Genomic DNA, 12,125 nt, shown 5'->3' with positions numbered 1-12,125 from the left:
GTTAAATGGTTCGTTCCTCGCGGAGGGCCTCCCGGACCTCCGCCGTGAACCGCTCGGCACCGTAGCGCTCGCGAGCCTCCGCCGCTATCGATTCTGGGTCGAACGCCGACGGGTCGAACTCCCGGACCGCCTCCGTGACGGCGTCGACGGTCGGCTCGACCCGACGCCCGCTCCCATCGTCGATCATGTATTTCGGGTTCGGCTCGTCCGTGACGATGAGCGGCGTTCCATAGCAAAGGCACTCCGCGATGGCCATTCCGAAGTCCTCCTCGACGGGAATGAACACTCCGCCCTTCGCCTTCCGCATCGCCTCGACGACCTCGTCGTCGGATACGAAGCCACGGAACTCGACATCCGCGCCCGTCTCCTCGGCGAGATCGGCCAGTTCCTCTCGGAGCGGCCCGTCGCCGCAGAGCACGAGCCGTTCGTCCGTTCGGGCGAACGCGAGAATGAGCGTGTCGAGACGCTTGCGCTCGCCGAGCCGGCCGGCGGAGAGGAAATAGTCCTCCCGTCGTTCGGTGGCGAGGACCGACCGTTCGTCGTACTCGATCGGCGGGTTCACCACCGTCGCGTCCAGTCCGTAGTGGCGGTCGATGCGGTCCCGGGTCGTTCGGCTGTTGGCGAGTGTCCTGCGGACCCGCTGCATCTCTATCCAATCGGCGTACATGGCCGCCTTCCGGACGAGATACCGAAGGTTTCCCAGGCCCGTGAGGGTATCGCGCCCTAGCCATTCCGTGTAGCGAAGCGGGGGGTGGTGGGCGTAGTGGTGGTGTAGCTGGTGGGACTCCGGCTGGTAGAACTTCGCGGGGACGCCGGTTGTAACCACCGTGTCGTACTCCGGCAGGTGAAGGCGTCCCGTCTCGTAGGCAACCATCGCGTCCCGGAGCACCGTCGGGAGCGAGTTCGCCCGGCCCGCGAATAGCGTCACCTCCCCCTCGACACGCTCCTCGTACCATGTCGGCTTTCCGGCCCGGCCGACGTAGAGGTCCGCATCCAGCGTCTCCGCGAGCGCGGTTGCTACCTTCGCTGCCCCACCGGGCGTGTCAGCGAAGCCGTCGTGGATTACCGCGACACGCTCGGTCATACGTACGCCTCCGGGAACTCCGAGTCGGTAGCCATGTGATCGACGAGGGCGAGAGAGAGGAGCGCTATGACGACGTCGAGCCCGGACGCTCCGAACGCGCTGGTACAGTCTCGAACGTCGGGCACGGCGTGGCCGTCGAACGCCTCGGCGGCATCGTCTGTCCCCGGCTTCGCCGAGCGAAGGTCGAGATCGAACCTATCGGGCATACCACCCGGTCGAGGGCGAGGGTGAAATGAGTTCAGATCCGGAGCGTACAGGCAGAACCAACCTCGTCGATCAACGCGGGGAACGTCGACCAAGGACGCGTGAAGTCAGGGTAGATGTAGAGAACCTCCCGAAGCAGACTCGTTCGAACGGGACGGCCGAGGGATCCTCTTCGAGGAAGTACGTACCCGATCGACTAACGACCGTACGCTTCGGATTGACGGTGTCGGGATTCCGAAGCGATAGCCACTCGCTCCTGCGAAACCTAGACTACCCACTCGAACGTTCTCGTAGTCTCCCGTGATCAACGTGCTCGAGAAACAGTACCCGATGCCCAGGAGGCCCTTCGGACAGATCCGGTGTACTCGGAGGGGTGCGTGAGATGATTTCGAATCGTGGTCTGGCTCTGACCGTTTCCGGATCACAAGACCACTTCACAAGCCTTAACCCCACTTTCCAAGTCCTACGAAGCAATGAGTCGAAGCGATAGCGACACGACCCCGGACGGCGGAAATCCCGCCTCCACCGTCCCGGGCATCGACTACTCCTTCGCGGGGAAGTCGGCCGCGGACGTCGTCCGCGACCTCTATCACGTGCCGGCACTCCTCGCGGTCGTCGCGTTCATGCTGTGGGTCCGCCTCCAGTCCTACGGCAACTTCATCCGCGACGGCCAGGTGTACTTCAACGGCAACGACGCGTGGTATCACCTCCGGCAGGTGCGCTACACCGTCGCGAACTGGCCGTCCACGATGCCGTTCGACCCGTGGTCGTACTACCCGTTCGGTACGGCACAGGGGCAGTTCGGTACACTGTACGACCAATTGATCGCCACCGCGGCCCTCGTCGTCGGCCTCGGATCACCCTCCGACGCACTCGTCGCCAAAACGCTCCTCGTTGCGCCCGCAGTCTTCGGTGCACTCGTCGCGGTCCCCACCTACCTCATCGGAAAGCGCCTCGGGGGCCGGCTCGCCGGCCTCTTCGGTGCCGTCATCCTCATGCTCCTACCGGGTACGTTCCTCCGTCGGGGGCTCGTTGGATTTGCTGACCACAACATCGCCGAGCCGTTCTTCCAAGCGTTCGCGGTCGTCGCGCTCATGATCGCACTCACGGTCGCACAACGCGACCGCCCCATTTGGGAGCTTGTGCAGGCACGTGAGTGGGACGAGCTGAAGCCTACCCTGTATTGGAGCGCCCTCGCCGGATTCGGGATGGGTCTCTACATCTGGACGTGGCCGCCGGGCGTCTTCCTGCTGGGCGTCTTCGCCGCCTACGTCGCCTTCCAGTCGGTCTCAGATTACACAGGCGACCGCTCACCGGATCACGTCGCGTTCGTCGCGGTCGTCTCGATGGCCGTGGCGGCGCTGATGGCGGTTGTGCGCTTCCAAGAAGCTTCGTTCAGCCCCTCACAGTTCAGCCTCATCCAACCCTTATTCGCTCTCGCGACGGCCGCAGGTGCGGTGTTCCTTGCGTTTCTTGCTCGACAGTTCGACTCGCGCGAGTTCCCGGACGAACGCCTGAACGAACACGGCTTCCCAGCCACTGTCGGCGTCCTCGCCGCACTCGGCGTCCTGCTCGTCATCGTCGTCGACGCCTCACCATTCACCACGGTCGAGAATAACCTCCTCCGGTTCGTCGGCTTCTCCGCGGGCGCGGCCACTCGCACCATCGGCGAGGCCCAGCCGTTCCTCCAGTCCGGGCTCGTCCAGTACTACGGCGGCTTCGGCGTCGTAATCGCCGAGTACGGCTTCGCGTTCATCACCGCCCTCGCGGCCGCCGTCTGGATGCTCGTCAAGCCCTTGTGGAAGCGTGGCACTACGAGCGACTACTACTACCTCGCTGCCTCGGCGCTGGTCGTCCTGTTCGTCTTCGTCGGCTCGCCGATCTTCAACGACCTCGCGAACGGCCTCGGCTTCAACCCGCAGGTGCTCGGACTCGCCATCGTCGCGCTGCTCGTGTTCGGCGCGGCCGCGCGCGTCCGCTACGACGCCGAGCACCTGTTCGTGTTCGTGTGGGCGGCGTTCATCACGGCCGCCGCGTTCACGCAGGTCCGCTTCAACTACTACCTCGCGGTCGCCGTCGCGGGGCTGAACGCCTACTTCCTCCGGGAGATCCTCGCGGTCATCGGGATCGACTTCTCGGCGGACCTCTCGATGCCGGACGTCGAGACGTACCAGATCATCGCCGTGGTGCTCACGGTGCTGGTCGTCCTCGGCCCGGTGCTGGTCGTCCCGCTGTCGCTCGGGAACACCGGACAGGTGTCCATCGACCGGACGAACACCGCCGTCGCCGTCGGCAACAGCACCGGTCCGGGAGCGGTGACGATCTGGGACGAGAACCTCGAGTGGATGAACGACAACACGCCCGCCGAGGGGAACCTCGGCGGCGCCGGCAACGCGGACGACCTCGACTACTACGGCACCTATCAGCGGCCCGTTGACGACGACTACGACTATCCCGAGGGCACCTACGGGGTGATGTCCTGGTGGGACTACGGCCACTACATCACCACGCAGGGCGAGCGCATCCCGCACGCGAACCCGTTCCAGCAGGGCGCCAGCTCCGCGGCGAACTACCTCCTCGCGCCCAGTGAAGAAGAGGCGGACGAGGTGCTCGCGAACATCGACGACGACGGCGAGGCCGAACGGATGCGCTACGTCATGGTCGACTGGCAGATGGTCACGGTCGGCTCGAAGTTCGGCGCGCCCGTCGTCTTCGACGACGACACGAACGCCTCCGACTACTACTCGCCGACGCTACGCGCACAGCAGACCCAGCAGGGAACGAGATACGGCGTCGCCTTCCGGGACAAGACGCAGCGCTACTACGAGAGTCAGATGGTGCGGCTGTACCTGTACCACGGCAGCCGCGCGGACCCGACGGTGAACACGCTGTTCGGCGAACGCGTCGTCGTGTTCGACTACGACACGGTCTCGACGGAGGACGGCAGCACCACCTACAAGGTGTTGCCGCAGGGCGAGAACGCGAGCGCGATTCGGACGTTCGCCAACGAGAGCGCAGCCCAGGAGTTCGTCGAGGAGGAGGGCACCGCCCAGATCGGCGGCGTGGGGGCGTTCCCGCGCGAGTCCGTGCCCGCGATGGAGCACTACCGGCTCGTGAGCACCTCCGAGACCTCGGCGTACGCCTCCAGCCAGTACCAGCGGACGGTGCTCCAGGAGTCGCAGGCGCTCGGGCTGCGCCCGTCGCTGCTACAGCAGACGCAGCCGCAGTGGGTGAAGACGTTCGAGAAGGTGCCGGGCGCGACCGTCGAGGGTGACGGCGCCGACCCCAACGAGACGGTCACCGCGACCGTCGAGATGCGCGTCCCCGACGCCGGAACCGGCGGCAACGCCTCGACGTTCACCTACGAGCAGCAAACGACCGCGAACGAGGACGGCGAGTTCGAGTTCACGGTCCCGTACTCGACGACCGGCTACGACGAGTACGGCCCGGAGAACGGCTACACCAACGTGAGCGTTCGCGCGACGGGCGCGTACACGGTCACCGGCGAGGTCGAGAGCAACGAGTCGGCGTACATCGTCCGCAACGAGGGGACGTTCAACGTGAGCGAGGGGCTGGTCAACGGCGACGAGGACGGCACCGCGACCGTCACCCTCTCGGAGGAGGTCCTCCGCGCGCCCGAGGGCGCCCAGAACGGCTCGGAGACGAACAACTCGACCGAGGGTTCCGACAACTCGAGTTCCCTGTCCGAAGACCTGAACTCGCTGAACGGCCTCGACTCGACGGACGAGGACGTGACGACGCCGGACGACGACTCGCGGGCGGACGGATCGTTCGCTGGCTCGGCGGCGACTGGCGAGGCCGAGCCCGCCGTGCGCGCCCCCACCCGGAGCACGGTCGCCCCGTAGATGACGGACGCCGGCGGTGACGGTGCGGAGTCGGCTGACGCGACGGGAACGGTAGAGGCCGATGCATCGGCGACCAACGCCGACGCGACTTCCTCGTCCGCGGACGACGTACAGTTGATCGAGCGCGACGAGGGGCCGCTCGGCACGTACCTCCGCGGGGTCGCGATGGGGACCGCCGACGCCGTTCCCGGCGTCTCCGGCGGGACGATCGCGTTGATCACCGGGATCTACGACCGCCTCATCGCCGCGGTGACGGCCGCGTCGCCGTCGCTCGCTCGACGTGCGCTCGACGGCCTGCTCGGCGACCGCGACGAGCTCCGAGCGGTCTGGACGGCGGTCGACGGCTGGTTCCTGCTCGCGCTGGGCGCCGGGATCGCCACCGCGATCCTCACCGTGACGCGGGCGTTGCACATCGCGCTGGGGACGACGCCCGTGCTCACCTACGGCTTCTTCTTCGGCCTCATCGGCGCGTCGGCGGTCGTACTCCGTGAAGAGTTCCGCGTCGACACCGGCGGTCGGGTCGCCGCGGCGGTCGCGGGGGCGGTACTGGCGTTCGTCGCCTCCGGACAGGCCTCGGCGGCGCTCGGGGAGACCGCGCCGGCGACGTTCTTCGCGGGGGCGGTCGCGGTGAGCGCGATGATCCTCCCCGGGATCTCGGGGTCGCTCCTGCTCGTCATCCTCGGGCAGTACGACCGCATGACCGAGGCGCTGTCCGTGTTCGTCGATTCGCTGTTGGCGCTCGCGACCGGGGGCCCGACGGCGGCGGTCGTCGAGACCGGCGTCCCGGTCGTCGCGTTCCTCGCCGGCGGTGTCGTCGGATTGCTCACCGTCGCGCACGCGGTGCGGGCGGCACTCGCGGCGCGTCGCGAGGCGACGCTCGCGTTCCTGATCGGCCTCATCGTCGGCGCGCTCCGGGCGCCGGTCGTCCGCGTCGGCGAGGAGGTCGGCGCGTGGACCGCCGCGATCGGCGCCGAGTTCGTCGTCGCGGCCGCGGTCGGCGCGCTGCTGGTCGTCGGGCTCGACAGGCTGGCGGGCGGTGTCGACCTGGACTGATCGACTCGACCGTGACCCGCGGCCGTTTAGTCCCGCCGTCCCCGACCACCGATATGACCGACGAGGCGTCGAGCGAGTCGGACGCGACGACGACCGCGGATCCGGTTCGCGAGGTGACCGTCCGCGCGTCGGGCCACGAGCACGTCAGCGCCGAGCACGCGAGCACCTTCGAGGTGACGAGCGACGACTGGCTCACCCCCGCGGGCGACTGTATTCTCGCGGTCGAGGCGGACACCACCCCCGCGGACGTGCCGCGTTCGTTCGTCGAGGCGTGTCGCTCCCGGGAGGCGACGATCGTCGCCGAGTTCGGCGCAGCCGACGCGACCGAGACCGCGACGGGTCACGGCCACCCCGACCTCTCCTACGAGGGCGACCGGAGCATGGTCGGCCGGACGAGCGACTACGTCGACGAGCGGACGGTCATGATCGGGGCGGACAAGGCGGCCGCGGACTTCGGCCGGCGACTCGTGACGGCGCTGGAGCGGGGCGCCCCGCTGACGGTGACGTTGCGCGTCGAGCCGTAACTGCCCCCGCCGTCTGACGGGAGAAGCCCGCCCGACCACCACATTGGCCCGACCGTGCGGGCGACGGTTCTTGTACGATGCCGCCCGAGTACCGGTCATGCCCGACGACGAACCGGCCGAGAACATCAGCGGCGGGGACGCGGGCGGCGGTCGTCCGGCCGCGTTCGACTCGGCCGACGAGCCGGCGACGCGCGCCGAGGCCGTCGTCGACGCTCTCGGCGACCTGTACTGGCAGAAGGCCTACGGCGGACAGGACGCCTTCGAGTGTCTGGTCCGGACGATCCTCTCCCAGAACACCAGCGACAAGGCGAGCCAGCCGGCACACGACGCGCTGATGGCGCGGTACGGGCCGGGCGAGGCGCCCAGCGCCTCGGAAACGCGAGCGGAGAGCGACGCGAGCCGCGAGCGCGGCGGACCGGAGTGGAGAGGTGATCTAGCGGCGTCGCTGGCGAACGCAGCACAGGACGAGTTGGCCGAGACCATCTCGGGTGCCGGGCTCTACAACATGAAGTCCGAGCGGATCGTCGCGCTCGCCGGGCACGTCGTCGAGGAGTACGGCGGTGCCGACGGGTTCGACGCGTTCGTTCGCGAGGAAGACCCGGAGACAGTTCGCGAGACGCTACTCGACATGAACGGCGTCGGGCCGAAGACCGCGGACTGCGTCCTCCTGTTCGCCGGCGGCCGCGGCGGCGTCTTCCCCGTGGACACGCACGTCCACCGGATCGCTCGAAGGATGGGGCTGGCGCCCGCGGACGCCGACCACGAGGGCGTGCGGGCCGCACTCGAGGAGGCGGTGCCGCCCGAGAAATGCGGGTTCGGCCACACCGCGATGATCCAGTTCGGGCGGGAGTACTGTACCGCCCGCGAGCCGGCGTGTCTGGAGGGGCCGGAGGCGTGCCCGCTGTACGACCTGTGCGATCGCGTCGGGATCGACGAGCTGTCCGGCGAGGCGGTCGATCCGAGCGAGGCAGCCGCTCCCGACGACGACTGATCCGACGACGGACTGACTACTCCACCGAGCACTCGGCTTCGGGGACTCCCTCGACGGGAGCCTCCGACTGCTCGTAGGTCGAGTCGCCGGGCGCCGCAGACAGCATCGGCAACGAGAGGGTGTAGTCGAAGGCGATCGCGAACCGCGAGAACGGATCCGCGAGGAACGCCTCGGGATCGCTGACGCCGGCGAAGACGACGCCCGTGCGGAGGCTGATCACCTCGTACTCGCCTGTGTGGCCGACGGCCGACATCCCGAGCGCGCCCTTTCCGCCGAGGTTCGTGAACAGCGACGTGTAGATCGACAGATCGATCGTCGGCCCCTCGGTCCCGACGTCCAGATCCCGGCCGTCGCCGAAGCAGTCCTCGGGCGCGGCCGCCGCGGGCGCGACGGCGGGCCCCCCGACGGCCGCCAGCGACACGAGGAGGGCGAACGCGACGCGGACCGGAAACCGATGGCTCACTGACGGCGGTTCCACCGTCGAGGTGAAAAAGTCGCCCGTGCCGGCTATCTCTCGTGATACTCCGGGGGCTCGCGTTCGATCCCCTCGACGAGGTACGCCGCGCTCGCGGGGTTGGTCGCGAGCGGCACGTCGTGCACGTCACAGATCCGGAGGAGCGCGGAGATGTCGGGCTCGTGGGGCTGCGCCGTCAGCGGGTCGCGGAGGAAGACGATCCCGTGGCAGTCGCCGTTAGCGACCTCGGCGCCGATCTGCATGTCGCCGCCGAGGGGACCCGACGACTTGCGTTCGACTCTGAGGTCGGTTTCCTCGTTGAGCCGTTTGCCGGTCGTCCCCGTCGCGAGCAGGTCGTGGGCGGCGAGGGTGTCGACGTACTCGCGGGCGAACTCGACGAGGGTGTCCTTCTGTTCGTCGTGGGCGATGAGCGCGAGGCGCATACGTGCTCGTCGACGGGAGATGACTTGAGTCCCGGCGATGGTCGGTCGACCTACCGTGAGCGTCTCACGACCGGTCCACGTGCGGGACCACTCCGTGTTGTACCGCGAGCGAGGCCGAAGTTCTCGTGAGCGAAGCGAACGAGAGCACGGAGGGCGAGCGGAGCGAGCCCTCCGAAGGCCGAGCGAGCGGCTTTGGCATGAACGGGTTTTGGCCGGGGGTTCCCGCAGGCCGCCGAAGGCGGCCGAGGAAACCCCCGGTCAAAAGAGGTTCATTTGAACCGGAACGTCTCCAGGTTCTTCGGCGCGAACGTCCGCATGTTGTAGTCGTGATACAGCGCCGACGAGAAGTCCTGCACGGAGCGCTCGTCGCCGTGGACACACAGCACCTTCTCGGGGCGGGGGTTCATCGTCTTCACGAAGTTCTCGAGCCCTTGGCGGTCCGCGTGCCCGGAGAAGCCGTCGACGACTTCGATACCCATCCGCAGGGAGATGGTCGACTCGCGGCTGCGGTCGCGGGGGTCCTGCACCGGGATCTCGTCCCAGCCGTTCTGGATGCGGCGGCCGAGCGTCCCCTGGGCCTGATAGCCGACGAACGTGAGCGTGGAGTTCTCCTCGCTGCCGAGGTGGCGGAGCCACGACATGATCGGCCCGCCGGTCATCATCCCCGAGGTGGAGAGGATGATGCAGGGGCCGCCGTCGGCGACCTCCTGGCGCTCGTCCTCCCCGCCGTCGATGTGGTTGAACTGATCGGCGAGGAAGGGGTTCTCGTCCTCGTGGAAGATCCGGTCGCGGAGGTCGTCGCGGAGGTACTCGGGGTAGGTGGTGTGGATCGCCGTCGCCTCCCAGATCATCCCGTCGAGGTGGACGGGCATCTCCGGGATCTTGTCGGTGCGCATCGCCTCCTCCAGCACCATCATGATCTCCTGGGAGCGCCCGACCGCGAACGCCGGGATCAACACCTTCCCGTCGTTGTCGTACGTCTCGTTGATCACCTCGATCAGCTTGCGCTCGGAGTCCTCCTGGTCGGTCTGGTAGTCGTTGCGCCCGCCGTAGGTGGACTCCATCACGAGCGTCTCCACGCGCGGGAAGTCGTTGACCGCGCCGTTGAACAGCCGGGTGTCGTCGTAGTGGATGTCGCCGGAGAAGGCGACGTTGTAGAGGCCGTCGCCGATGTGGAAGTGCGAGACGGCCGACCCGAGGATGTGGCCCGCGTTGTGGAACGTGAGCTTCACGTCCGGCGCGATGTCGGTCACGTCGCCGTACTCCAGCGGGATGGTGTGTTTGATCGCCTCGCGCACCTGCGCCGACTCGTACGGCGGGGTGCGGCCCTCCTTGCTCGCCACGTCGAGGTAGTCGAGCGTGAGCAGGCCCATCAGGTCGCGCGTCGGCTCCGTGCAGTAGATCGGGCCGTCGTAGCCGTACTTGAACAGCAGCGGGATGAGCGCCGAGTGGTCGAGGTGGGCGTGGGTGAGCACGACCGCGTCGACGTTCTGCGCGCCCGCGCCGAGCGCCTCCGGAACCTGGAGGTACGGCACCTCGCCCTCGGCGCCGGGCTTGTCGCCGCAGTCTACCAGGATCCTGGTCTCGGCGGTGTTGAGGATGAACGAGGCGCGGCCGACCTCCCGGCAGCAGCCGAGGGTGGTGATGCGGACCCACTGCTCGTCGGCCATCTCCTCGCGGTGGATCGTGCGCCCGACGCGTTCGAGGATGTCGCGGCGCTCCTCGCGCTCCTGCTTCAGGAAGTTGCGGACGTTCGAGACCGTGGAGGACTCGATGGGCGGCGTGCGGACGACCTCGGGCGTCCACCCGACCTCCTGGGTGATCTCCCGGAGGGTGGAGCCGCGGCGGCCGATGACCATGCCGGGCTTTTCGGCCTCGATGACGACCTCGCCGGTGTCCTCGTGGAAGTCGAGGTCGGCGACGCCGGCGTCATCGGGGATGATGTCCTCGATCTTCTCTTTGGCCTCGCGCGGCTCGGAGAGCACGTCCGGGTGCGGGCGGACGGTGATCCGCTTTCGGAGCTTGGAGGCGAGCCGTCGAACGAGGTCGCCGTTTTGGGCGAACTCCTTCGGGTGGCGCGTGTAGATGACCAGCTCCGGGCCCTCGTATTTCACGTCGGTGACGGAGATGTCGTCGGGGATCTCCGATTCGATCTGTGCTTTCGTGTCGGCTAACTGCTTCTCGACTTGACTCATATGTGAGAGGATCGTCGCGGGTCCCGGAGGGCGCGGCTGTCGGACGCGACGCCCTCGGGTCGACTGTGAGTTGAAGACTGCATGCGTACGGGACGCTCCGTTGTAGCTGCCCTCGTGGGCGACGGAAAACCCGCTTGTCTCCCCGTATCCCCCGCGTGTTATAAAACCCTTCGCAAACCACTACCGGGGCCGGTCCGAACGACCCGTATGCGACTCACGCCCGACTCCGTCGCCGCCGAGCGAGACCGCCTCCGCGAGCGCGCCCCGACGGTCGTTCCCCTGCTCAACGACACCCGAGCTGCGCTGGGCGAGTTGTTCGACACGGAGGTCGACCCCGTCGCCGACGGGCGGTACCGGCGAGAGGTCGACCGCGTGTTCGCCGACGGCGACCGCGCGGTCAACGTCGCCGCCCTCGCCGGCCTCCTGCGTGACCTCGACGTGGAGGGCGACTACCCGGGGTTCGTCGTCGACGAACTGCTCGGGCGCCGGCTGGCGTCGACCATCGCCGGCGGCCAGCCCCTTGCGCTGCTGGCGGAGGCGACGTTCCACTTCGCGGACACGCGCGCGCAGGGCGGACCCGACGAGGCCGCCGGCGCCGACGACCTTGACGCGGCGCTTGCGGCGGGCTTTCAGACCAGACTTCCGGGGTGGTCGTGGCGCGAGGGGGACAGCCCGTTCGCGGTCCCCCCGCGCGGGACGGGGGGGAGCGGACCGGGCGACCCGGGGGACTCGGCCGGACCGAACGGAGGGGAGCCGTGAGGGGCGCGACACCCGCGGCGCTGACGCCGGCGGCCGCCCGCGAGGCCCTTCCCGAGGCGACGCTGTGCCACATCGTCGACGGCGACCGGACGCTCCTGATCCGCAAGCAGCGCGGCGTCGGCGCCGGGAAGCTGGTCGGCCCGGGCGGCAAGCTGGAGGGCGAAGAGACGCCCCGCGAGTGCGTCGTCCGCGAGGTGCGCGAGGAGCTCGGCATCCGCGTCAGCGACCCGGACCGTGCGGGCGCGTTCGCCTACTGGGCCGACGACTGGTCGGCCGTCGTCCACGTGTTCCGCGCGACCGCGTACGACGGCACGCCGACCGAGAGCGAGGAGGCGGTTCCGGTGTGGGCGCCCGTCGACGACCTCCCGACGGGGGAGATGTGGGCGACCGACCGCGAGTGGCTCCCGGCGGTGCTCGACGGCGACCGGTTCCGGGGAACCTTCGTCTATCACGCGGGGGAACCGCGACACGTCGACGTGAAGACCGGCGTCGACGCGGTCGCGTTCGGCCGTCCGTGACAGCGGCACACACGGCGAGGGAACGTTCTTGTCC

At 68.5% G+C, this 12,125-nt stretch carries 11 protein-coding genes; 6 read left to right on the top strand and 5 right to left on the bottom strand.

What is annotated here, in order from left to right; genetic code table 11:
- Window position 1 precedes the first annotated feature (1 nt).
- Together K6T50_RS14740 and K6T50_RS14735 are read right to left on the bottom strand one after the other, a co-directional pair.
- Window positions 2-1,084, bottom strand: coding sequence for a glycosyltransferase (locus K6T50_RS14740; protein ID WP_222607321.1), 1,083 nt, complete (start codon window positions 1,082-1,084; stop codon window positions 2-4).
- Window positions 1,081-1,290 carry a hypothetical protein gene (locus K6T50_RS14735; RefSeq protein ID WP_222607320.1) on the bottom strand — a complete coding sequence of 70 codons (210 nt, stop codon included), beginning with the start codon at window positions 1,288-1,290 and terminating at the stop codon, window positions 1,081-1,083. The genes K6T50_RS14740 and K6T50_RS14735 overlap by 4 nt, the downstream gene beginning before the upstream one ends.
- 471 nt (window positions 1,291-1,761) lie before the next feature.
- Here K6T50_RS14735 and K6T50_RS14730 point away from each other — a divergent pair, with 471 nt between their 5' ends.
- The 4 genes from K6T50_RS14730 (at window position 1,762) to K6T50_RS14715 (ending at window position 7,722) form a co-directional block, all read left to right on the top strand.
- Complete coding sequence (locus K6T50_RS14730; protein ID WP_222607319.1) at window positions 1,762-5,154, top strand: oligosaccharyl transferase, archaeosortase A system-associated; 3,393 nt, start codon at window positions 1,762-1,764, stop codon at window positions 5,152-5,154.
- 165 nt (window positions 5,155-5,319) lie between these two features.
- Window positions 5,320-6,207, top strand: a complete 888-nt coding sequence (locus tag K6T50_RS14725; RefSeq protein ID WP_225935424.1) for a DUF368 domain-containing protein — start codon at window positions 5,320-5,322, stop codon at window positions 6,205-6,207.
- Window positions 6,208-6,260: 53 nt separating this feature from the next.
- Entirely contained in the window at window positions 6,261-6,731 is a 471-nt protein-coding gene (locus K6T50_RS14720) for a DUF371 domain-containing protein (protein ID WP_222607317.1), read from the top strand.
- Window positions 6,732-6,828: 97 nt separating this feature from the next.
- Entirely contained in the window at window positions 6,829-7,722 is an 894-nt protein-coding gene (locus K6T50_RS14715) for an endonuclease III domain-containing protein (RefSeq protein ID WP_222607316.1), read from the top strand.
- A gap of 16 nt (window positions 7,723-7,738) precedes the next feature.
- Here the strand turns inward: K6T50_RS14715 and K6T50_RS14710 are convergent, their stop codons facing one another.
- From K6T50_RS14710 to K6T50_RS14700, 3 genes are all read right to left on the bottom strand, one after another.
- Window positions 7,739-8,185 carry a DUF7332 family protein gene (locus tag K6T50_RS14710; RefSeq protein ID WP_222607315.1) on the bottom strand — a complete coding sequence of 149 codons (447 nt, stop codon included), beginning with the start codon at window positions 8,183-8,185 and terminating at the stop codon, window positions 7,739-7,741.
- A 44-nt stretch (window positions 8,186-8,229) separates the two neighbouring features.
- Entirely contained in the window at window positions 8,230-8,619 is a 390-nt protein-coding gene (locus K6T50_RS14705) for a methylglyoxal synthase (RefSeq protein ID WP_222607314.1), read from the bottom strand.
- Between the two features lie 269 nt (window positions 8,620-8,888).
- A complete protein-coding gene (locus K6T50_RS14700; protein WP_222607313.1) occupies window positions 8,889-10,814 on the bottom strand; it encodes a beta-CASP ribonuclease aCPSF1 in 1,926 nt (641 codons plus the stop codon).
- A 207-nt stretch (window positions 10,815-11,021) separates the two neighbouring features.
- Here K6T50_RS14700 and K6T50_RS14695 point away from each other — a divergent pair, with 207 nt between their 5' ends.
- Window positions 11,022-11,573 (top strand): DUF7984 family protein, encoded by a 552-nt coding sequence (locus tag K6T50_RS14695; RefSeq protein ID WP_222607312.1) that lies wholly within the window; start codon window positions 11,022-11,024, stop codon window positions 11,571-11,573.
- Window positions 11,570-12,091 carry an 8-oxo-dGTP diphosphatase gene (locus tag K6T50_RS14690; protein ID WP_222607311.1) on the top strand — a complete coding sequence of 174 codons (522 nt, stop codon included), beginning with the start codon at window positions 11,570-11,572 and terminating at the stop codon, window positions 12,089-12,091. The genes K6T50_RS14695 and K6T50_RS14690 overlap by 4 nt, the downstream gene beginning before the upstream one ends.
- Window positions 12,092-12,125: the final 34 nt, after the last annotated feature.

Source organism: Halobaculum magnesiiphilum (assembly GCF_019823105.1).
Classification (GTDB): domain Archaea; phylum Halobacteriota; class Halobacteria; order Halobacteriales; family Haloferacaceae; genus Halobaculum; species Halobaculum magnesiiphilum.
This window is presented reverse-complemented; position numbering and strand designations above follow the sequence as displayed.